Here is a 20,228-nt window from a genome sequence, read left to right on the forward strand (position 1 = left end):
TGTTTTTGGTTGATTTCGCGGAGCGTCCTGCATGTCCGGCAATACCTACGGCAAGCTGTTCACTGTTACCACGGCTGGCGAAAGCCATGGCCCAGCCCTGGTGGCGATTGTCGATGGCTGCCCGCCAGGCCTCGCGCTGGACGCCCACGACCTGCAACGCGACCTCGATCGGCGCAAGCCCGGCACTAGCCGGCACACCACCCAGCGCCAAGAGCCCGACGAGGTGGAAATCCTCTCTGGGGTGTTCGAAGGGCGTACCACGGGCACCTCCATTGGTTTGCTGATCCGTAACACCGATCAGAAGTCCAAAGACTATTCGGCCATCAAAGACCTGTTCCGCCCAGCCCATGCCGATTACACCTATCACCACAAATACGGTGAGCGCGACTACCGTGGCGGCGGCCGCAGTTCGGCCCGCGAAACCGCCATGCGGGTGGCGGCCGGGGCCATTGCGAAGAAGTATCTGGCCACCCAAGGCATCGTTATTCGCGGCTACATGAGCCAGCTGGGCCCCATCGAAATCCCCTTCAAAAGTTGGGACTCGGTTGAGCAAAACGCGTTTTTCAGTGCTGACCCCAGCAAAGTGGGGGAGCTGGAAGACTATATGGACCAGTTGCGCCGCGACCAAGACTCGGTCGGGGCAAAAATCACGGTTGTCGCTGAGGGCGTTTTGCCAGGTCTCGGCGAGCCGATCTTCGACCGCCTGGACGCCGACCTGGCTCACGCACTAATGAGCATCAACGCCGTGAAAGGCGTGGAGATCGGCGTAGGTTTCGCCTGTGTCGCCCAACGTGGTACCGAGCACCGCGACGAAATGACCCCCGAGGGTTTTCTCAGCAACAATGCGGGCGGGATTCTGGGTGGCATCTCCTCAGGCCAACCCATCGTGGCACACCTGGCGCTCAAGCCAACGTCGAGCATCACCACACCCGGCCGCTCCATCGATGTCCATGGCCAGGCGATGGATGTCATCACCAAGGGCCGCCATGACCCCTGCGTGGGGATCCGTGCCACGCCGATCGCCGAGGCGATGATGGCCATCGTGTTGCTGGATCACTTGCTGCGCCACCGCGGGCAAAACGCCGATGTGCGGGTGACCACCCCAGTGCTGGGCCAGCTCTGATGCGCTTTGCCTGGGCATGACAGCCGTGGCGGCCATCCCGTACTGGCGCCTGTCCGGGTTCTACCTGTTCTACTTCGCTTTTTTGGGCTCTACCGCACCGTTTTTTGGCCTCTACTTCCACCACCTCGGGTTCGATGCCGCGCGCATCGGCGAGCTGGTGGCCATCCCTCTGCTGATGCGCTGCATTGCCCCTAATCTGTGGGGCTGGTTGGGCGATTACACTGGTCGCCGCCTGGCCATCATCCGCTTCGGGGCGGTGTGTACGTTGCTCAGTTTCGCGTTGATCTTTTACAGCAAGAGTTACGCCTGGCTGGCCTTGGTCATGGCCCTGTACGCGTTTTTTTGGCACGCGGTGTTGCCGCAGTTCGAAACCATTACCCTGGGGCATCTGCAAGGCCAGACGGCGCGCTACAGCCAGATCCGCCTATGGGGCTCGATTGGTTTCATCGCGGCGGTGATGACCCTGGGCTGGCTATTGGAGTGGGTGAGCCTGGACCTTTATCCGTATGGGCTGGTGCTGATCATGGCGGGCATCGCGGTGGCCACGTTCTGGATCCCAGACGCCCCCGTTTCGGCCCACACCGGCGTGCGTCTGGCCGGCGGTTTTATGCAGCAGCTCTTACGTCGGCCGGTATTGGCGTTTTACGCCAGCGTCGGCCTTATGCAATTGAGCCACGGGCCTTACGCCACGTTTTTAACCCTGCACCTTGAGCAGTTGGGCTACAGCCGCGCGGCCATTGGTTCGCTGTGGGCAGTCGGGGTGGTGGCCGAGGTTTTGATGTTCATGGCCATGAGCCGGGTGCTGGCGCGGTTCTCGCTCAAGCGGGTGTTGCTGGCCAGTTTTCTGTTGGCGGCCTTGCGTTGGTCGCTGCTGGGGGCGTTCGCCGAGCACTTGGCCGTATTGGTGTTCGCCCAGGTGCTGCATGCGGCGACCTTCGGTAGCTTTCATGCAGCGGCAGTGCACTTCGTTCAGCGCAGCTTCGACGCGCGTCAGCAGGGCCAAGGGCAGGCTTTGTATGCTGCCTTGGCCGGCATTGGCGGCGCACTGGGGGCACTCTACTCTGGCTATGGCTGGAATGCCCTGGGCCCAGGGGCAACGTTTGCCATCGCCAGCCTGGCGGCTTTGACCGCCGCTTTTATCATTGCCATTGGCGCACAGGAGCAACAAGCATGAGCCTGAACCGTGAACGACTGGCCCAGGAAATCGTCGACGCCGGGCGCTTTCTCTACGGCCGTGGCTGGTCGCCAGCCACCAGCAGCAATTATTCGGCACGTCTTTCGCCCACCGAGGCTCTGCTGACAGTCTCGGGCAAGCATAAAGGGCAACTCGGCACGGACGACGTGCTGGCCACGGACCTTCACGGCAATAGCCTGGAGCCTGGCAAGAAACCGTCGGCCGAAACACTTCTGCACACCCAGTTATACGCGTGGGAACCACGTATCGGCGCGGTGTTGCACACCCATTCGGTCAATGCCACGGTACTGTCCAGGTTAACAGCCGAAACCTGCCTGACGTTCCAGGACTACGAACTGCAAAAGGCGTTTAGTGGCATCAGTACCCATGAGTCGCTGCTTACCGTGCCGATTTTCGACAACGACCAGGACATCGCTCGCTTGGCTGCTAAAGTCCAGCCCTGGCTCGACCGCCACCCCGATTGCGTCGGTTATTTAATCCGCGGTCACGGCCTGTACTCCTGGGGGGCGCGCATGAGTGATGCGCTGCGCCAGGTCGAGGCGTTCGAGTTTCTGTTCGAGTGCGAATTGAAAATGCGATCGTTGAGCGGTCGCTCATAACAAAGGAGGTGCCTGATGAGTAGCCTGAGCGTTTACCACGAGTCTTCGCCGCAAGTCCCCAATAAGGTCTTGACCCACGTTGACGACATCGCCGCCACGCTCGCCGAGCAGGGTGTGCGCTTTGAGCGGTGGCAGGCCAGCACCCCGGTCACGCCAGGCGCGAGCCAGGATGAAGTGATCGATGCCTACCGAGGCCAGATCGACCAACTGATGACCGAATGCGGTTACGTCACCGTCGATGTTATTAGCCTGAACAGTGATCACCCACAAAAAGCTGAACTGCGCGCCAAGTTCCTAGAGGAGCACCGGCATGCCGAGGACGAAGTACGTTTTTTCGTGGCAGGCCGCGGGCTGTTCACCTTGCACATTGATGATTATGTCTACGCCGTTTTGTGCGAAAAGAATGACCTGATCTCAGTACCGGCCGGCACCGCCCATTGGTTCGACATGGGCGAGTTTCCCCATTTTGTCGCCATTCGGTTGTTCAATAACCCCGATGGCTGGGTCGCCAATTTCACCGGCCAAGACATTGCTGGCCGCTTTCCACGCCTAGAAGACTGACCCGGAGCCTGCATGCCCATCAAAGCTATCCTCACCGACATCGAAGGCACCACCAGTGCGGTCAGTTTCGTCTTCGACGTATTGTTCCCTTTCGCCCAGCAGAACCTGCCCCACTATGTTCGCGCACATGCCAGTGAACCGGCGGTGGCAGCGCAGCTGGAGGCAGTGCGGGCAGACGCTGAGGAGCCGCAGGCCGATACCGAACGGGTTATCGCCATTCTATTGGAATGGATCGCCCAGGACCGTAAAGCGACGCCATTGAAGGCTTTGCAGGGTATGGTTTGGGCTGAGGGCTATAAAACCGGCGAGTTGAAAGGCCACGTCTACCCCGACGCCGTGATGGCCTTACAGCAGTGGCACGAGGCAGGTTTTGCCTTGTATGTTTATTCGTCAGGGTCGATTCAGGCGCAGCAGCTCATTTTCGGCTACTCCCAAGCCGGCGACTTGACGCCTCTGTTCAGCGGCTATTTCGATACGACGTCGGGCGGCAAGCGCGAAGCGCAGTCCTATCGCAACATCGCTGAAGCCATAGGCTTGCCGGCCAATGAGGTGGTGTTCTTGTCCGATATCGTCCAGGAATTGGACGCCGCTCAAGAGGCTGGCATGCGCACCTGCGGCGTAGCGCGGGAGGGCGGGAAATTAGCGAACCACTTCACAATTCGCAGTTTTGCGGAAATCAGTGCTGAAACTTTTTATTTATAGCCTGTATCTACCTAGCAACGGGCCAAAAAAAATCGGGGCCAAGCTCCCTCGCACGTTGGCGAGGGGCCTTGGCCCCGATCTCGTAAAAGCTCGCTAAGCGAAATCAGGCCGAATGGTAGGTCGGCAACGCGAAACGGTTTTGGCTCTGCAGCATGTTGATCGCCGGCAATTCGCTGGCGGCGCCCGCCAAGTCACGGCGGATGGCACTGATCACCCAAGACAACTGTTCAGGTGTATTCAGCTGCGCATAAGAGATGGAACGTTTGATCTGTTTGCCTTCTGCGTCACGCAGGGTCAGCAATACGGCGCCGTCTGGACGAGGCAAGGTAGTGACGTCGTACTCAGAAAATACTGAGGCAAATTTCTCGTGAAGAAAGCTCATGTCAGCTCCTTAGCTCAATGGTTGGCACTTGTGAGATAAGGAGTGCAGCGATTGTGCCAGTTTGCTTACTTTTAAAAGTTCTTATAAATCAATAGTTTAAAAATCACTGATTTTTTCCGCCTCGTGCAAATTGCATGAAGGGTGGCCTGGGGCCCTGCATTTTGCGCGGAAGTAAAAGGCGAAGCGGGGAAGGGTACAAACCCAGGGGAATTAATTCGTGGGATCGTCACTCACTATGACCACGTATCTTCAATTGATTTCCCTATGCCCTTCATAGCGACTCGCTGGTTGACCCTGGCGCTGGCGTTGAAGACCATGGGCCACACTATATGAGCTTCAGGAGCTTTCCATGTCGGACCCGCAGACCGCACGTAATATGAACGAACAGGAAGCCGCAGAATTTGCCGAGCAGGTCTTCGACGTTGCACGCAAAGGTGATGCTGTCATGCTCGGGCGCTTGCTGGAAAAAGATCTCCCGCCGAACCTGCGCAACCATAAAGGCGACACCCTGCTTATGCTCGCCAGCTACCACGGCCATCACGACGCAGTCAAAGTGCTCTTATCCCACCGGGCAGATCCGCAGATCGCTAATGATCGCAATCAATTGCCAATCGCTGGCGCGGTGTTCAAGGGCGACCTGGAAATGGTTCGCCTATTGGTCGAAGGCGGCGCCCAAGTAGACGGCGCTGCGGGCGACGGCCGCACAGCGCTGATGATGGCGGCGATGTTCAACCGTATCGAGCTGATCGATTACCTATTGGCTCAGGGGGCTAATGCACACGCAGTCGACGCCGCTGGTATCGATGCCCTGGGTGCCGCGCGAGCAATGGGGGCGAAAGACGCCATCGCCCACTTGGAAAAACTTCGAGCCTGATTCAAAGAGGGCGCAATAGCGGCTATGCTTTGCGCCCTTTTGATCGTTGCCGCAGGCCCCCGTCATGCAAACCGTCCTTACCGAACTTATTACCAAGATCAGCTCCGGCTGCCTTGCTGATGAGGACATCCAGCGCATTGCAGGCGAAGCAGCGCAAGCGTATGCCGACCCCCAGGCGTTTTTGGCGGCTAACCCCGATATCAATTACGACGACACCTTTCCCATTGCGTTGGGTGAGTGGGTGGTGGTCGGGAGCCTGCCGGATACAGTGCTGTTCCAGGCCGATACCTACCCCGACCTACTCGCGGCGATCATGGCGTCGTTCGGGCCTGAGGTTACTTTCAATATCAAACCCAAACAGCTGAACAAGGTCGACGGCCTGACCGCGCTAAACCGAATTCAGGTGCAACTTTCGGCTTTGAGCAAGGATCTGGGCGGCTATGTATTGGTCAATTTCAGCGAACCGCTCGATGACGAATTGCAGATGGTCCTGGTGTACGGGCAAGACCTGGCACGGGTGCTGGAGTTGAGCGAGCAAGCCGGAATCACCGCTGCGCCAGCGCTGCCTGCGCTGCAAGCGCCAGCCCAGGTATGATTCGCTGCGGAACCCTGGAAGGCGCGCGCTATCCTAGTGGTACATAGTCATCATCTAGGAGCAGCACATGGGTTCTACATTCAACGGTCTGGTTGGCCTGATCATTCTCGCCCTGGACATCTGGGCCATCATCAACGTGCTTAAAAGCGGCACTGAAGTCGGCAAGAAGATCCTCTGGGTGCTGTTGATTGTCCTGTTGCCAGTGCTGGGCCTGATCATCTGGGCCATCGCCGGGCCACGCGGCAACGTTCGCGTCTGACCCAACGGCGCCGGTCGAGCCGCAAACAAGGTTCGACCTGTCATCTTCCCCGCCGTAGAATGCGCGCCTTGCAACCCGGGGAAGGTTACCCATGAGCGATTACATCGAAACACTTTACGAAGGCTACGGGCAGCGTTTCCGCATGGAAAAACTGCTGCACGAAGTGCGTACCGAACACCAGCACTTGGTGATCTTTGAGAACCCGCGAATGGGCCGGGTCATGGCGCTGGACGGGGTGATTCAGACCACCGAAGCCGACGAATTCATCTACCACGAAATGCTCACCCATGTTCCGATCCTGGCCCACGGGCGCGTCAAGCGCGTGCTGATCATTGGCGGCGGTGATGGCGGCATGTTGCGTGAAGTCAGCAAGCACCTGGGCATCGAACACATCACCATGGTCGAGATCGACGGAACCGTGGTGGACATGTGCAAAGAGTTTTTGCCTAACCATTCCAAGGGTGCCTACGACGATCCGCGGCTGAACCTGGTGATCGACGACGGCATGCGCTTCGTGGCCACCACCGAAGAAAAGTTCGACGTCATCATCTCTGACTCCACCGACCCGATTGGCCCGGGTGAAGTCTTGTTCTCGGAAAATTTTTACCAGGCCTGCCATCGTTGCCTGAACGAAGGCGGTATTCTGGTGACCCAGAACGGTACTCCCTTCATGCAGTTGGGTGAGGTACAAACCACTGCCGGGCGCATGCGCAACCTCTTCGCTGACTGGCACTTCTACCAGGCTGCCGTGCCGACCTACATCGGTGGCGCCATGACCTTCGCCTGGGGGTCCACCGATACCGACTACCGTAAGCTGCCGCTGGACACACTGCGCCAGCGCTACGTCGGCAGCGGGATTGTTACTCGCTATTACAACCCCGAAGTACACATCGGCGCGTTTGCCCTACCGCAATACGTCCTGCAAGCGGTAAACAAGCCCAGCAACGCTTGACGCTTGCTCGCTCGGAGCTTCGGCTCCGAGCCTGTGCGCCAGTCACGGCCGTAGCAGCCAACGCCTCACGCCCCAGCGCGCATTACGTAATTTTCACAATGGGTCACCGATAATCCGGCGCGCTTTTTTGGCGCTGCTTCGCCTGGCTGCACCTCCTTCAACTGCTTTCTACGGATCTACCATCACATGGCTAAATCGGACGCCTTGGGTCAACAGCGGGCAGCATTGCGCCCGCTGCAGCCGACCGTCAAATCGCACCTTGCCTACACGTTGCTCAGCGGCCTGGCGATCATGCTCATGCTCAGCCTGGTGCGCCTCGCGCTGCTGGTCTACAACCGCGAAATGATCGGCGACACGCCAATCTCGACCCTCGCCGAAGCATTTTTCAACGGCTTGCGCTTTGACCTGCGTCTGGTGGTGTACCTCTGCATTCCGTTGCTGCTGGCAGTGTTGAGCGCGCGTGCGATGACCGCCCGCGGTTTCTTCCGGGTTTGGTTGACGGTGTTCTCCAGCATCACACTGTTTCTCGGCCTGCTGGAGATGGACTTCTACCGGGAATTCCACCAACGTTTGAACGGGCTGGTGTTCCAGTACCTCAAGGAAGACCCGAAGACTGTCCTGAGCATGTTGTGGTACGGCTTCCCCGTGGTGCGTTACCTGTTGGCCTGGGCGTTGGTGACCTGGTTACTGAGCCTGGTGTTCAAAGGCATCGACCGCCTGACCCGGCCTTCGGTTGCCAGCGCCGGGGGCGGTGTGCGCCGTTCGGTAGCGCCGTGGTACATGCGTGTTGGGGTTTTTGTGGTCATTCTGCTGCTCGCCGTGGTGGCTATCCGCGGCACTTTGCGCCAGGGCCCACCGATGCGTTGGGGCGACGCTTACACCACTGACTCCAACTTCGCCAACCAGTTGGGCCTCAACGGCACGCTGACGCTGATCACCGCCGCCAAAAGCAAGCTGTCAGAAGACCGCGACAACATCTGGAAAGCCACCCTGCCAGACGACGTCGCTCTGCAAACCGTGCGGGACATGCTGTTGACGCCCAATGACACGCTGGTAGATGCCGACACTGCTGCGATTCGCCGGCAGTTCGCAGCCCCTGTGGAAAACACCCTGCCAATCAAGAACGTGGTGGTGATTTTGCTGGAAAGTTTTGCCGGGCATTCGGTCGGCGCCTTAGGTGACGAGCACAACATCACCCCGTATTTCGACAAGCTGGCCAAGGAAGGGCTGCTGTTCGACCACTTTTTCTCCAATGGCACCCACACCCATCAGGGCATGTTCGCGACCATGGGGTGCTTCCCCAATTTGCCGGGCTTCGAATACCTGATGCAAACCCCCGAAGGCAGCCACAAGCTTTCCGGTTTGCCAGAGATGCTCAGCACCGCACGCCGCTACGATGACGTCTACGTTTATAACGGTGACTTCGCCTGGGACAACCAGTCCGGTTTCTTTAGCAACCAAGGTATGACCACCTTTATCGGGCGCAATGATTTCGTCAATCCAGTGTTTTCCGACCCGACCTGGGGCGTGTCCGACCAAGACATGTTCAACCGCGGCAATGAAGAGCTAGCCAAGCGTGGTGCCGCCGGTAAGCCGTTCTATGCGTTGCTGCAGAGTTTGTCCAACCATACGCCTTATGCCCTGCCCAAGGATCTGCCGGTCGAGCGGGTCACCGGGCGTGGCTCACTGGATGAGCATTTGACGGCCATGCGTTACTCAGATTGGGCTTTGGGCCAGTTCTTCGAGAAGGCCCGTAAGGAGCCGTACTTCAAGGAAACCTTGTTCGTGGTAGTCGGTGACCACGGTTTTGGCAACAACCAGCAGATCACTGAAATGGACCTGGGCCGGTTCAATGTCCCATTGTTGCTGATCGCCCCTGGCATCCAAGACAAGTTCGGCGAGCGCAACCACACCGTAGGCACTCAGATCGACATCGTGCCGACCGTCATGGGCCGTTTGGGCGGGGAGATCACCCACCAATGCTGGGGCCGTGACCTGCTCAACTTGCCTGAAGGCGATAAAGGCTTCGGCATGATTAAGCCATCCGGTAGCGAACAGATTGTCGGTTTGCTCAGCGGGGACAAATTGCTGGTGGAGTCGGCGGAAATGGAGCCCCGGCTCTATCGTTTCCAGATGGGCCGTGACGCCAAGGGCGAGGTCATTCCCGACACCGGTGAAGTAGCCGGCATGCGGCAGAAACTCGACTCCTTCATCCAGACCGCCACCAAGAGTCTGCTGGACAACACGTCCGGGGCGACGGTCAGCAAGCAGGAGTAAGCCAGAGCTGATCACATAGGGGCCCTTCCGGGCCTCTTCTCGTTTTACCAAGATGAACGATGGCGCAGGGCATGGGTCAAGTTATAAGAGTTGTTTCGCGCAGTCACCGGCCTGTTTTGCTGAGGAGATGCACCGTAATGAAAGAGTGGGAAATCCAGTACCTGGACAAGGACGGCGACATTGAGCGGATGACGTTCGAGTGGCCTAACCAACCCAGCATTGAAGAGGCAGCCGATAAAGTGCGCAAGCTGCTTTTTCCGGTGGCCGCTGAGCTGGACGTGGCCGACTATCAGGGCAAATCCGACGCACCAACGGCCAAGTCGCTGCAAGAACAAAATGCTGTGCATATCATCAAGATCAATGAAGTCCCTTAAACATTTTCCATGATCTAAGCCTTGGCACCTGCCAAAGCTTCGCGTTACTCTGCGGTCGAGGCCTTCGGGCCTTACCTGTTGCAACACCGCTCGATTCCTCGTCTATGGGCGCGCTCAGCGTCTATCAGTTGCTCTTTCCATTGGCATAGGGAGGTCCTGGAAGTACTGAAAGTCTATCCATCATTGTTGATTGAGGAGGACGATTCATGAGCACAGCCTACCAAGAAGACATCAGCAGCAACGTGTTGCGCCGTATGAAAGAAGGCGGCTTCGATTTTGCCCGCATCCACCCCATTGAGTTTTATGCCGTGTTCCCAGACGAGGACCGCGCGCGTACGGCTGCCGGTAAGTTCAAGGGGGAATCGCTGAATGCGCAAGTCAGCGAGCGCGATGACGGCGCATGGCACCTGGAACTGAGCAAGGTGATGTATGCAACTTATGGGGGCATTGGCGATTTCGAACAAGACTTCGAGGCCGTGATTGAACCTTTAGGGGGCGAAATCGAAGGCTGGGGCGTCAAGCATGAGGTCAGAAGGCCTCAGGCTTGAGAGTAGGCCATGGGCGGGCTAACCCGCCCTTGGTTGTTGTATGGTCAGCGGCCGTCTACTCACGAGGTACTGGCAAAAAAAAGCCACCTTGAGCACAGGTGGCGGAAAGGGAAGTCTTGATAAATTTGGCCTGACGTAACCTTGTCTGACAGGCTTTTAGTCCAGCGATGAGCTAATTGTGAATAAAGTCTTGCAGCCAGTGAAATCAAGTCTGTCTATGCTGGTCATAGCCATAAGCCGCTCTTTGACCGCTTCGCAATGAAGCGTGGGTAATTAAGCGTAGGCCCTGGTCGCACACTATTGGTGCGCTGCGTGTATTTAGCATCTGCAACCTATTGAATTACAACAATTTATGCCGATGGCACGGGCCTTGCGAAGGTTCCAGGGTTCGGGTGACAAGGAGTACGGCATGGTCCGCAATTTTTATGATGAGATGTACGATGCCGGCGGCGTGGTTCGCCCGCATTACCGAGAGTTCGCCCGATGGTTGGCCGACACCCCTGACGAGCTGTTGGCCCAGCGCCGGCGTGAGGCGGATCTCCTATTTCACCGCGCCGGCATCACGTTCACCCTTTATGGTGACGAGCAGGGCACCGAGCGGCTGATTCCGTTCGACACCATTCCGCGCAGTATTCCTGCCAGCGAATGGCGTGTCGTCGAGCGTGGGTGCATACAGCGGGTTAAAGCGCTGAACATGTTTCTCGCCGACCTTTACCACGATCAGCGAATCATCAAAGCGGGCATCATTCCTGCCGAGCAAGTCCTGGCCAACGAGCAGTATCAGCTGGCGATGCAGGGCCTTGACCTGCACCGTGAGATCTACTCGCACATTTCCGGTGTCGACCTGGTGCGTGATGGCGACGGCACCTACTACGTGCTCGAAGACAACCTGCGCACCCCGAGCGGCGTGAGCTATATGCTCGAAGACCGCAAGATGATGATGCGCCTGTTTCCCGAGCTGTTCGCCGCGCAACGCATCGCGCCCATCGACCACTACCCGAATCTACTCCTCGATACCCTCAAGAGCTCCAGCCCACTGGACAACCCCAGCGTGGTGGTCCTTACCCCCGGTCGCTTCAATAGTGCGTTCTTCGAGCACGCGTTCCTGGCGCGGGAAATGGGCGTCGAGCTAGTAGAGGGGGCCGACCTGTTCATCCGCGATGACCGGGTGTTCATGCGCACCACCGACGGCCCCAAGGCGGTGGATGTGATCTATCGCCGGCTGGACGATGCCTTCCTTGACCCTCTGGCGTTCAACCCGGAGTCGATGCTGGGGGTGCCGGGGCTGCTCTCGGCCTATCGTTCCGGGAACGTAGTTCTGGCTAACGCTATCGGCACCGGCGTGGCGGATGACAAGTCCGTCTACCCCTTTGTCACGGACATGATCCGCTTTTACCTGGACGAAGAGCCCATTCTGAAAAACGTGCCCACCTGGCAGTGTCGAAACCCGAGTGAGCTGTCCCATGTACTGGCCAACCTGCCTGACTTGGTGGTCAAAGAAACTCAAGGCTCGGGCGGCTACGGCATGCTGGTGGGCCCGGCGGCCAGCGCGGCCGAGATCGAAAACTTTCGCGCGCGCATCAAGGCGCGTCCCCATGCTTATATCGCGCAGCCGACCCTGTCGCTATCGACCTGCCCGACATTCGTTGAAAACGGTATTGCCCCTCGGCACATCGACTTGCGGCCGTTCGTCCTGTCTGGGCGCGAAACTCGCGTGGTCCCTGGAGGCCTAACCCGCGTCGCCTTGCGTGAGGGCTCCCTGGTGGTCAACTCCTCCCAGGGCGGTGGTACCAAAGACACCTGGGTCGTCGAGGATTGAAGGATGCCTGCCAATGTTAAGTAGAACTGCCTCGGATCTTTACTGGATGTCGCGTTACCTGGAGCGAGCGGAGAACCTCGCCCGTATGCTGGACGTGAGCTACTCGTTGTCCTTGATGCCCCAAGACGGTCGAGGTGACGGGCTGGATGAAATTTCCATGCCGTTGCTGATCACCGGCACTCTGGAAGACTACGTCGAACGCCACGGCGAGCTGCACGCAGAGCGGCTGTTGCACTTTTTTGCCCTCGATGCGGCCAACCCGGCCAGTATCTACAGCTGCCTGGGGGCGGCACGCGCCAGCGCCCACGCAGTGCGCGGGCGGATTACCGCCGACATGTGGGAAAACATCAACGCCACCTGGCTGGAGATCCGTGGGATCGCCGCCCAGGGGGTGACACGCTACGGCATGAGCCGGTTCTGCGAATGGGTCAAGGAGCGCTCCCACCTGTTCCGTGGCGCAACCTATGGCACCATTATGCGCAGCGACGCTTTCCGTTTCATTCGCCTGGGTACCTTCATCGAGCGCGCCGACAACACCTTGCGCCTACTCGATGCCCGCTACGAAATGCTCGGCGACGAGGCCGAGCTGGTCGATGACAGCTCGGCCCGTGGTTACTACCAGTGGAGCGCGCTGCTCAGGGCCTTGTCGTCGTTCGAGGCCTACACTGAAATCTACCGTGATGCGCCGGCCGCGCGGCCGGTAGCCGAGTTGCTGCTGCTGCGCGCCGATGTACCCCGTTCATTGCGTGCCTGTACTTACGAACTCAACCGCATCCTCGCGGTTCTCCCCGGCACCAACGGCCGCCCGGCCCAGCGCCTGGCGGCTGAACTGGATGCGCGCTTGCGCTATACCGGTATTGGCGAGATCCTCGATGAAGGCCTGCATGAATGGTTGAATGAGTTCATTCCGCTGGTGCGCCAGCTGGGTAACGCGATTCACAGCTCTTATTTGGAGGCTGTATGAGACTTTCCCTGAGTCACGAAACCGCCTATCACTACGATGATGAAGTGCGTGCGAGCATTCAGTATCTGCGCCTTACGCCCCATGACAGCGAACGTCAGCGGGTATTGAGTTGGCACCTCGACTTACCGCGCCCGGTGCGCGCGCAAATCGACCCCTATGGCAATATTCTCCACGTGCTCACCCTGGACGATCCCCACGACGCCATCATCATTGGCGCCCGCGGGCAGGTGGATATCGATGAGAGCCGCGAAGCCGAGCACGAGTCGCAGTCACCCTTGCCGTTTCTGCGGGCCACCCGGCTTACCGAAGCCGACCTGGCCTTACGCGAGTTTGCCAGCAAGACCTGTGGCGTGCGCAACGACCGTACGGCCTTGATCGATCTGATGCAGGCCTTGCATCAACATATGGTGTTCACCCCCGGTGCTACCGCTGTCGACACTTGTGCGGCGAAGGCATTCGAGGGTAAGGCTGGGGTCTGCCAAGACCATACCCATGCCTTCCTGGCCTGCGCGCGCAGCCTGGGCGTACCGGCTCGCTATGTGTCGGGTTATTTGTACCAAGAGAACAGCGAGCATCTGGCTAGCCATGCCTGGGCGGAAGCTTGGTTGGATGACGCTTGGTACAGTTTCGATGTAACCAACGAGCTGGCCAAGCCTGAGCGCCATTTGAAGCTGGCGGTAGGGCTGGATTACCTGGATGCGTGCCCAGTGCGCGGAATTCGGCGTGGCGGCGGGTTTGAGCAGATGCACGCCAAGGTGCTGGCCGAACCCTTCGCGCCGCTGATGCCCCCGCTCAAACCACTGATCATGGTGCAGCAGCAAGGCTGACGGCTTAGCCCGCAGCTCGCACATTTACTAAGGGCCGGCGCTGTATTGCCGGCCCTTAGCATTCCTGGGTAATGTGATCGAGCTTGTTTAGCCGAACAGCCGGCCCAGATTGGGCACTATCAATAACAGCGCTGTCGCGAACAGAATCAAGCCTGCCTGCCGAATTTTCGAACTCTCGAACATAATCCACCGCCTTCATTGTTTTTATTCCCAAGCGCCCATTGGCTGCCGATCCCCGACGAAGACATGTGGAGCAAGTCCCCCGGTGCCACGAACCTGGCTTTCCAAAGGCTTTTCCTAACCTTAGAGCCCATGTGCAGCGTGCCTTAGAATCAATTACGAGGTGAGACTGGTTAAATCTTCCGAAAAGTGATGAAACTTAAGTGAATGGATTCCGCACAGCCTGTGCTAGACACCTTAGTCATTTCAGCCACGGTTTCAGCAAAAGCTGACCGTTCATCGGCTGTGAAACCGATTTCCCACGCTTGCCAGACTTCTCTATTAAAGGCAGGCTTTGTGACAGGCAGTGTCGCCTGCAATACCACGGGTATCTTGTATGTCGTTACACATCTGCATCCTGGAAACGGACGTCCTGCGCCCCGAGCTGGTCGAGGCATATCAAGGCTACGGCAGGATGTTCGAGCAGCTGTTCGCCAACCAACCCATCGCGGCGAAATTCAGCGTGTATAACGTGATGCAAGGGGAGTACCCGGCTGACGACCTGACGTTCGATGCCTACCTGGTGACCGGGAGCAAAGCTGATTCATTCGGCAGCGACCCCTGGATCGCGACACTCAAAACCTACCTGCTCAAGCGCTACGAACGTGGCGACAAACTGCTGGGTATTTGCTTTGGCCATCAACTGTTGGCACTGTTGCTCGGGGGCCGTGCTGAACGGGCCAGCCAAGGCTGGGGGGTGGGCATCCATGATTACGCGGTGGCTCGCCATGAGCCATGGATGACGCCTGAAGTCGATAGCCTGACGCTGCTAATTAGCCACCAGGACCAGGTCACGGCGCTGCCCAGCGACGCCCAAGTGGTCGCCAGCAGCGAATTCTGCCCGTTCGCCGCCTACCAGATCGGCAACCAAGTGCTGTGTTTCCAGGGGCATCCGGAATTCGTCAGCGAATACTCGCGAGCGCTTCTGGATTTGCGTCAGCAGCAGTTGGGCGAGCCTATCTACCGCAATGCCGTAGCCAGCCTTGAGCGTGAGCACCACGGCCGCGCCGTGGGAGAGTGGATGCTGCGTTTTGTCGCCCAGCCTACAACCAGCCCGAACGCTTGAAACTGGCGAACAGACCACCGCAGCCCAGCGCGATAAACGCCAGCACGCCATAGTAGCCGTAATGCCAGGTCAGCTCGGGCATGTTCTCGAAGTTCATCCCGTAAATGCCTGCTACGGCCGTGGGGAAGGCCAGGATGGCCGCCCAGGCGGCAAACTTGCGCTGCACCAGGCTTTGCCGTGAAGACTCCAGCAACAGGCCGATCTCGATCGTTTGGCTGGCGATGTCGCGCATGGTCGCCAGGTCCTCCATTTGCCGGTTCACGTGGATCTGCACATCGCGAAAGTATGGCCGCATGTTTTTGTCGATGAAGGGGAATTCCAGGCGCTGCAATTCCTCACTGATTTCTACCATCGGTGCCACGTACCGGCGCAGCCGGAGCAGGTCGCGGCGTAAGCTGTGCAGGCGTTGAATGTCGGCTTCTTGGAGGGCTGAGGTCAGCACGTTACGTTCCAGGGCTTCGATTTCGCTGTGGATCGCCTCGCTGACTGGCTGGTAGTTTTCTGTGACGAAATCCAGCAGGGCATACAACACGAAGTCTTCGCCATGCTCCAGCAGGATCGGCCGCGCCTCGCAGCGCAAGCGCACTGACGCGTAAGACTTGGAGTGGCCATTGCGGCAGGTGATCACATAGCCGCGCCCGGCGAAGATATGCGTTTCGATAAACGTCAGCCGCCCGCCATCGCGCACCGGCGAGTAGGTGACGATAAACAGCGCGTCGCCAAAGGTTTCCAGTTTAGGCCGGCTGTGTTTTTCCAGGGCGTCTTCAATGGCCAGTTCGTGCAGGCCGAACTGCTGTTGCAGCGCGCCCAGTTGCCCCTCAGTGGGCTCTTCCAGGCCAATCCAGACAAAGTGCCCCGGCTCTTTTGCCCAGCGCGCACCTTCTTCCAGGCGGATATCGGTGACTTTTTTTCCGGCGCTGTAGACAGCGGCAGCAACAACTCGGCCCATGGTGTGGTTCTTCGCTCGGTAGAGGGTGCCAGGCACGATCGATCTGCAACCCGCAGTGGGCTGGCCTGCAGATCAGAGTCGCTTCAGGCGATCTGGTTCAACCCTGGGCCGCGCGTTGGTCGAGGTGCTCGATGCAGGCTTGCATCTGTGCCTGGCAGGCCTGGCGCAAAGCAGGGATGTCCTCTGGGCCCAAGCCTTCGGTGGGCAAGGGCGGCAACGCCTGGATTTCCACCCGGCCACTGCGCCAGCGGTTAAGGTTCAAGCCCTTTGCGTAGTGGCTGACGCACACAGGCACGATGGGTACACCGGCATCGATGGCCATCTGAAACGCGCCTTTCTTGAAGGGCAGCAGCTCCGGCGCCGGGTTGCGCGTACCTTCAGGGAACACCCAAATCGAGGTGTGCTGCTCGCGTAACGTGCGGGTTGTGGCCTTAAGCGCTTTACGGGCTTGGAACGCATTGCTGCGGTCGACCAGCACATTGCCACTTAGCCAATACAGCTGACCAAACAGCGGCACCCATTTCAGGCTCTTCTTGCCCATGGACACCGTGCGTTCAGGCACGATGCCGCCCAACACGAACAGGTCATGGTTAGACTGATGGTTGGCGACGATCACGTAGCCAGGGGGCAGGGCATGCAGGGTGTCGATGCTGGCCCGAACGTCCAGCCCTAAAATACGCAGCGCAGGTTTTGCATACAGCCGGGCGAATAGCGGACTGTTCGCGGGGTTGAATGGCCGACACACGCCGATCAGCAACCCCAGTAACCCCACGCCCACAAAGTGCAGGGCCAACAACAGCATTCGAATCCCGTAGAGCATCGATATTCACCTGAACAATTGAGCTCGGTTAGAGTACAACTGTTCACTCAGCGACTCAAATCACCGGTTGAAACTGCGCGCGATCCTCTAGGATCGCGGCGTCCAGGCGTTCCAGCAAAGCTTTGCGGACCTTCAGCTTGGTCTGCCGATGGGCGTTCATATTGAGCTTCTTCAGCCGTTGGGCGGCGGCCAGGGTGTGGGCGGCGAGGCTATCGGCGCTGACCACCTGATCGAAGAAACCGGCGTCTACCGCGGCAATGGGGTCGAACATTTCGGCACTGATGACCGCCCGATGGAAAGCCGAGCGCCGTAAGCGATCGCGGGCCAGCTCGATGCCCGCATGGTGCATGGTCATGCCGATCTGCACTTCGTTCAAGCCGATCTGGAAAGGGCCTTCGACGCCGATGCGGTAGTCCACCGCCAGCAACAGAAACGCACCCTTGGCCACCGCATGCCCAGGGCAGGCGACGATCACCGGAAACGGGTGGGCCAGCAGACGCCTGGCCAGGGTTGACCCGGCAGTGACCAATTGGAGCGCGGCTTGGGGGCTGGAAGTCATCACCTTGAGGTCATAGCCCCCGGACAAAATCCCCGGCTGCCCGGTGATGCACACCACGGCGCGGTCTTGCTCGGCGCGGTCTAGCGCGCCATTGAAGGCTTCGATCACAGCGGGTGAAATGGCGTTGACCTTGCCATTGCACAGCGTCAGGGTGGCGATGCCTTCTGCCAGTTGGTACTCGATCAGCTCGCTCATGGGGGGTTCCTTGTTATGAATGAAGCAGACGTTACCCAGCGGCACCGGCCAGGTAAAGCGCCGTGACCGACCGGCCAGTCACGCTTTGCCCAGCGCCAGCGCTTAAGCGCATGAAAAACTTGCAAAAACCCTTTGCCATTCGGCACGCTTTCAACTACATTAGCGCGCCTCGACTGACCGAACAGGTCGGCTGAGATACGGTGAAGTGTCCGAGTGGCTGAAGGAGCACGCCTGGAAAGTGTGTATACAGGAAACTGTATCAAGGGTTCGAATCCCTTCTTCACCGCCATATTGTACCTAGAGAGCCCCGCTATGCGGGGCTTTCTGCATTCTGAGGTTCGTTGTTCCCCCATCCGGTCCCCCACTTCAATGTCGCGTCTCCCCGAACCTCTATCCGCCTACAGCGCTGCAGACGAGCGAAGGTCCTCACAGGTTTCAGGTGGCGTGGACAGAGCGTTGATAAAGCTGCAGAGCAACGCGATCAGCATTGCGCAGCACATCACTGCGAGTGCTAGGTTGATCTTCACCGCTACGACTAGGGTCGCCGAGTACAGTGCGACTGCAAGCGTGAGCAGTGCGCATACGATTTTGAGTTTGTGCATTCTGGTTCTCACGTAATTGAGCTGATGTTCAGTTGCAGCAGCCACATAAAGCCCGCCACATGGCGAGCAGGTATCGGTTGGTGGTCTGCTCTTGCTACGCCGCTAAGCTTAATGCGCTGTGAAGGGCTCTTTGCTTGAGGGCAGCGCCCTGGCCGAACCAGGCGGAGTCCATCCGGTAGTCGGCGGATCGAGCTCGTTTTTCGTGATCAACGAACTCGGTCACCGCATTCAGCAGCCCCCATGCGGTGCCTTTGGCTGATGTCAGGTCTGAGCCTTTGCCTTTACCCTCGAATAAACTGTTTGCTTTCGCAATGGCGTGGCGGTTGTTGTGTTGGCCCTGTGGAGAAGCGCTGGTGCCGGCGACGCTGAGTACCTGATTGAAGAACGCGTCGGCTTCCTTGCGCGAGACTTTTCGCTCACTGAGGATCCGCATCTCGTACATGAATTGCTCCCAGCGTGATACTGCAATACCTAACTGCTTCTTGACGAGGTCAGGGTTGAAACTTGTGCTGTGGGGGACTTTGATAGCGGTCGTACTGCCATTGAGCGATAATGCCAAAGTATTATTGCACACCACGCGGACAGTCGTAGGCGTTGCCGTAGTGGCAAGGGTGCCGTCACAGGAGGTAGCAAGCAACAGATAACCTCCGACATGGTCACCTCCCTTGAGCGCTACCGACTGGCCCGTTCGTGCTAGCGCCCAGAACTTCCGGCCGCCTTTCAATACGCCTGCTGTCTCCAGCTCATACCCCGAGACCTCTGTGAGGTCTCGGTAGAACTCGAGCACTTCGTTTGGCTGAACGACCTGGTAGCGTTGCGACACTACCGAGAGCGGCTCTTGTGTGTCGGAGCGGTACAGAACCTTCTGATCAGGGAAGGTATGGATCGGAGCCAGTAGCCCTGATCCAGTGGATTTGAAATGAACGGCGCTGGATTCAATCCGCCAGTCCATGCCTGCCTCACGCTGCCAGATCTCAAGCGATTGATTCGGCGAGAGACGATTCCCTAAGCCATGCCAAGGTGTTTCGCCGATATACGCCATTTGGTGTACTTCATGAGCCATGATTAATTTCCTTGGGCAGGGTTTGATTGGTTGTGGTTATCGGGACGCTGGGCGGACTGGCTGACTGGATCGAACATGCATCCGCAGCCTAGGCAAACATGCGTATGGAGATCACCGTCTGGTATGTTTCGCAGCTTGAGTTGCACTGATCTAGCGAGTGCTTCAACCAAGTTCTGAGAAAGTTTCTCCAGTGTGTGATAGGCAGCGGACTGTGGTATGGCGGGATAGCACGCTTTCAAACGGCTGAGGATGAGTACATTCACCGCTTCAGCACACAGTGCGAGACGTTGTGTGGCTTTGATTGAAGCAGTCTTTCTTGATTGGCATTGCGGGCATATAGCGGGCATGGCGATTCCAGGGTGGTTGGTCGCCTTGGTGATATAGGTTTCAAAAATCATGCAATCGCCAGTTCTTAGTTAAATGGTAGGCGACGGGCGTCTCTATGGTAAGAGAACTGATCTTCTCACGCTGTGAGAAAAGGGAGGTGATCCAGTGGGTTCAATTCGAGAGGAGCGCTAGTTCTCGTCGGGAACATATTGAAAACCTGCTAATCGGACACGAATTAGCAGGTTTACAGCTAAGCGCCGACATCGCGACGAGCGTGAAATATTCGATCTCATACTTGGGCTATTTTCGGCAAAAAAATGCTGCAGGCCAGACGTGGCATGGCTTAGGGAGTTTCTACTGGAAGCAGAAGCGAGCCT

The 20,228-nt window shown here is 58.3% G+C and carries 22 protein-coding genes and 1 tRNA gene; 17 read left to right on the forward strand and 6 right to left on the reverse strand.

Annotated features, from left to right (window positions below):
* Nucleotides 1-31: 31 nt before the first annotated feature.
* Genes aroC through mtnC form a run of 5 tightly spaced genes read left to right on the forward strand, consistent with a single transcriptional unit; the run spans nt 32 to nt 4,180 of the window.
* A complete protein-coding gene (gene aroC / locus QCL65_RS07945; RefSeq protein WP_407315717.1) occupies nt 32-1,123 on the forward strand; it encodes a chorismate synthase in 1,092 nt (363 codons plus the stop codon).
* Between the two features lie 25 nt (nt 1,124-1,148).
* Nucleotides 1,149-2,297, forward strand: coding sequence for an MFS transporter (locus QCL65_RS07950; protein WP_407316736.1), 1,149 nt, complete (start codon nt 1,149-1,151; stop codon nt 2,295-2,297).
* Nucleotides 2,294-2,917: a methylthioribulose 1-phosphate dehydratase gene (locus QCL65_RS07955; RefSeq protein WP_407315718.1), complete on the forward strand. Its 624-nt coding sequence runs from the start codon at nt 2,294-2,296 to the stop codon at nt 2,915-2,917. Before QCL65_RS07950 ends, QCL65_RS07955 begins: the two co-directional genes overlap by 4 nt.
* A 15-nt stretch (nt 2,918-2,932) precedes the next feature.
* Nucleotides 2,933-3,478: a 1,2-dihydroxy-3-keto-5-methylthiopentene dioxygenase gene (locus QCL65_RS07960; protein ID WP_407315719.1), complete on the forward strand. Its 546-nt coding sequence runs from the start codon at nt 2,933-2,935 to the stop codon at nt 3,476-3,478.
* 12 nt (nt 3,479-3,490) lie between these two features.
* Nucleotides 3,491-4,180, forward strand: coding sequence for an acireductone synthase (gene mtnC, locus QCL65_RS07965; protein ID WP_407315720.1), 690 nt, complete (start codon nt 3,491-3,493; stop codon nt 4,178-4,180).
* A gap of 103 nt (nt 4,181-4,283) precedes the next feature.
* Here the strand turns inward: mtnC and QCL65_RS07970 are convergent, their stop codons facing one another.
* A complete protein-coding gene (locus tag QCL65_RS07970) occupies nt 4,284-4,562 on the reverse strand; it encodes a DUF3509 domain-containing protein (RefSeq protein ID WP_407315721.1) in 279 nt (92 codons plus the stop codon).
* A gap of 349 nt (nt 4,563-4,911) precedes the next feature.
* Here QCL65_RS07970 and QCL65_RS07975 point away from each other — a divergent pair, with 349 nt between their 5' ends.
* From QCL65_RS07975 to QCL65_RS08025, 11 genes are all read left to right on the forward strand, one after another.
* Complete coding sequence (locus QCL65_RS07975) at nt 4,912-5,436, forward strand: ankyrin repeat domain-containing protein (RefSeq protein WP_407315722.1); 525 nt, start codon at nt 4,912-4,914, stop codon at nt 5,434-5,436.
* 64 nt (nt 5,437-5,500) lie between these two features.
* Nucleotides 5,501-6,031, forward strand: a complete 531-nt coding sequence (locus QCL65_RS07980) for a hypothetical protein (RefSeq protein ID WP_407315723.1) — start codon at nt 5,501-5,503, stop codon at nt 6,029-6,031.
* 67 nt (nt 6,032-6,098) lie between these two features.
* Nucleotides 6,099-6,290, forward strand: coding sequence for a PLDc N-terminal domain-containing protein (locus QCL65_RS07985; protein ID WP_407315724.1), 192 nt, complete (start codon nt 6,099-6,101; stop codon nt 6,288-6,290).
* A gap of 91 nt (nt 6,291-6,381) precedes the next feature.
* The gene (gene speE / locus QCL65_RS07990; protein WP_407315725.1) at nt 6,382-7,242 is read left to right on the forward strand and encodes a polyamine aminopropyltransferase; all 861 of its coding nucleotides are present in this window, start codon (nt 6,382-6,384) and stop codon (nt 7,240-7,242) included.
* Between the two features lie 186 nt (nt 7,243-7,428).
* Nucleotides 7,429-9,519, forward strand: a complete 2,091-nt coding sequence (locus tag QCL65_RS07995; protein ID WP_407315726.1) for an LTA synthase family protein — start codon at nt 7,429-7,431, stop codon at nt 9,517-9,519.
* Between the two features lie 137 nt (nt 9,520-9,656).
* Nucleotides 9,657-9,893, forward strand: coding sequence for a hypothetical protein (locus QCL65_RS08000; RefSeq protein WP_407315727.1), 237 nt, complete (start codon nt 9,657-9,659; stop codon nt 9,891-9,893).
* A gap of 206 nt (nt 9,894-10,099) precedes the next feature.
* The gene (locus tag QCL65_RS08005) at nt 10,100-10,441 is read left to right on the forward strand and encodes a ribonuclease E inhibitor RraB (protein ID WP_407315729.1); all 342 of its coding nucleotides are present in this window, start codon (nt 10,100-10,102) and stop codon (nt 10,439-10,441) included.
* Nucleotides 10,442-10,850: 409 nt separating this feature from the next.
* Nucleotides 10,851-12,260, forward strand: a complete 1,410-nt coding sequence (locus QCL65_RS08010) for a circularly permuted type 2 ATP-grasp protein (protein ID WP_407315730.1) — start codon at nt 10,851-10,853, stop codon at nt 12,258-12,260.
* A gap of 13 nt (nt 12,261-12,273) precedes the next feature.
* Entirely contained in the window at nt 12,274-13,224 is a 951-nt protein-coding gene (locus QCL65_RS08015; RefSeq protein ID WP_407315731.1) for an alpha-E domain-containing protein, read from the forward strand.
* Nucleotides 13,221-14,051 carry a transglutaminase domain-containing protein gene (locus tag QCL65_RS08020; RefSeq protein ID WP_407315732.1) on the forward strand — a complete coding sequence of 277 codons (831 nt, stop codon included), beginning with the start codon at nt 13,221-13,223 and terminating at the stop codon, nt 14,049-14,051. The genes QCL65_RS08015 and QCL65_RS08020 overlap by 4 nt, the downstream gene beginning before the upstream one ends.
* Before the next feature lie 556 nt (nt 14,052-14,607).
* A complete protein-coding gene (locus QCL65_RS08025; protein ID WP_407315733.1) occupies nt 14,608-15,336 on the forward strand; it encodes an amidotransferase in 729 nt (242 codons plus the stop codon).
* Here QCL65_RS08025 and QCL65_RS08030 read toward each other — a convergent pair.
* The 3 genes from QCL65_RS08030 to QCL65_RS08040 all read right to left on the reverse strand — a co-directional run bounded on the left by QCL65_RS08030 (nt 15,314) and on the right by QCL65_RS08040 (nt 17,859).
* Complete coding sequence (locus QCL65_RS08030) at nt 15,314-16,285, reverse strand: magnesium and cobalt transport protein CorA (RefSeq protein WP_407315734.1); 972 nt, start codon at nt 16,283-16,285, stop codon at nt 15,314-15,316. The genes QCL65_RS08025 and QCL65_RS08030 overlap by 23 nt on opposite strands.
* Nucleotides 16,286-16,382: 97 nt before the next feature.
* A complete protein-coding gene (locus QCL65_RS08035; protein ID WP_407315735.1) occupies nt 16,383-17,105 on the reverse strand; it encodes a lysophospholipid acyltransferase family protein in 723 nt (240 codons plus the stop codon).
* 55 nt (nt 17,106-17,160) lie between these two features.
* Complete coding sequence (locus tag QCL65_RS08040; RefSeq protein WP_407315736.1) at nt 17,161-17,859, reverse strand: crotonase/enoyl-CoA hydratase family protein; 699 nt, start codon at nt 17,857-17,859, stop codon at nt 17,161-17,163.
* A gap of 199 nt (nt 17,860-18,058) precedes the next feature.
* On the opposite strand from QCL65_RS08040, the gene QCL65_RS08045 reads away from it, so the two are divergent.
* A tRNA-Ser gene (locus QCL65_RS08045) sits at nt 18,059-18,148 on the forward strand.
* Nucleotides 18,149-18,555: 407 nt separating this feature from the next.
* Here QCL65_RS08045 and QCL65_RS08050 read toward each other — a convergent pair.
* Nucleotides 18,556-19,524 carry a DUF932 domain-containing protein gene (locus QCL65_RS08050; RefSeq protein ID WP_122743646.1) on the reverse strand — a complete coding sequence of 323 codons (969 nt, stop codon included), beginning with the start codon at nt 19,522-19,524 and terminating at the stop codon, nt 18,556-18,558.
* A gap of 2 nt (nt 19,525-19,526) precedes the next feature.
* On the reverse strand, nt 19,527-19,922 hold the full coding sequence (locus QCL65_RS08055; RefSeq protein WP_192052977.1) for a hypothetical protein: 396 nt from the start codon (nt 19,920-19,922) through the stop codon (nt 19,527-19,529).
* Nucleotides 19,923-20,228 lie beyond the last annotated feature (306 nt).

Source organism: Pseudomonas sp. nanlin1, from assembly GCF_045571515.1.
GTDB lineage: Bacteria > Pseudomonadota > Gammaproteobacteria > Pseudomonadales > Pseudomonadaceae > Aquipseudomonas.

Bases quoted from the DNA above. Each gene is read 5' to 3' on its own strand.
- QCL65_RS08000 (WP_407315727.1), top strand. From the start codon at position 9,657: ATGAAAGAGTGGGAAATCCAGTACCTGGACAAGGACGGCGACATTGAG.
- QCL65_RS08020 (WP_407315732.1), top strand. From the start codon at position 13,221: ATGAGACTTTCCCTGAGTCACGAAACCGCCTATCACTACGATGATGAA.
- QCL65_RS07955 (WP_407315718.1), top strand. From the start codon at position 2,294: ATGAGCCTGAACCGTGAACGACTGGCCCAGGAAATCGTCGACGCCGGG.
- QCL65_RS08040 (WP_407315736.1), bottom strand. From the start codon at position 17,859: ATGAGCGAGCTGATCGAGTACCAACTGGCAGAAGGCATCGCCACCCTG.
- QCL65_RS08055 (WP_192052977.1), bottom strand. From the start codon at position 19,922: ATGATTTTTGAAACCTATATCACCAAGGCGACCAACCACCCTGGAATC.
- aroC (WP_407315717.1), top strand. From the start codon at position 32: ATGTCCGGCAATACCTACGGCAAGCTGTTCACTGTTACCACGGCTGGC.
- mtnC (WP_407315720.1), top strand. From the start codon at position 3,491: ATGCCCATCAAAGCTATCCTCACCGACATCGAAGGCACCACCAGTGCG.
- QCL65_RS08035 (WP_407315735.1), bottom strand. From the start codon at position 17,105: ATGCTCTACGGGATTCGAATGCTGTTGTTGGCCCTGCACTTTGTGGGC.
- QCL65_RS07970 (WP_407315721.1), bottom strand. From the start codon at position 4,562: ATGAGCTTTCTTCACGAGAAATTTGCCTCAGTATTTTCTGAGTACGAC.
- QCL65_RS08050 (WP_122743646.1), bottom strand. From the start codon at position 19,524: ATGGCTCATGAAGTACACCAAATGGCGTATATCGGCGAAACACCTTGG.
- QCL65_RS07980 (WP_407315723.1), top strand. From the start codon at position 5,501: ATGCAAACCGTCCTTACCGAACTTATTACCAAGATCAGCTCCGGCTGC.
- speE (WP_407315725.1), top strand. From the start codon at position 6,382: ATGAGCGATTACATCGAAACACTTTACGAAGGCTACGGGCAGCGTTTC.
- QCL65_RS07975 (WP_407315722.1), top strand. From the start codon at position 4,912: ATGTCGGACCCGCAGACCGCACGTAATATGAACGAACAGGAAGCCGCA.
- QCL65_RS08015 (WP_407315731.1), top strand. From the start codon at position 12,274: ATGTTAAGTAGAACTGCCTCGGATCTTTACTGGATGTCGCGTTACCTG.
- QCL65_RS07995 (WP_407315726.1), top strand. From the start codon at position 7,429: ATGGCTAAATCGGACGCCTTGGGTCAACAGCGGGCAGCATTGCGCCCG.
- QCL65_RS07985 (WP_407315724.1), top strand. From the start codon at position 6,099: ATGGGTTCTACATTCAACGGTCTGGTTGGCCTGATCATTCTCGCCCTG.
- QCL65_RS08005 (WP_407315729.1), top strand. From the start codon at position 10,100: ATGAGCACAGCCTACCAAGAAGACATCAGCAGCAACGTGTTGCGCCGT.
- QCL65_RS08010 (WP_407315730.1), top strand. From the start codon at position 10,851: ATGGTCCGCAATTTTTATGATGAGATGTACGATGCCGGCGGCGTGGTT.
- QCL65_RS07960 (WP_407315719.1), top strand. From the start codon at position 2,933: ATGAGTAGCCTGAGCGTTTACCACGAGTCTTCGCCGCAAGTCCCCAAT.
- QCL65_RS08025 (WP_407315733.1), top strand. From the start codon at position 14,608: ATGTCGTTACACATCTGCATCCTGGAAACGGACGTCCTGCGCCCCGAG.
- QCL65_RS08030 (WP_407315734.1), bottom strand. From the start codon at position 16,285: ATGGGCCGAGTTGTTGCTGCCGCTGTCTACAGCGCCGGAAAAAAAGTC.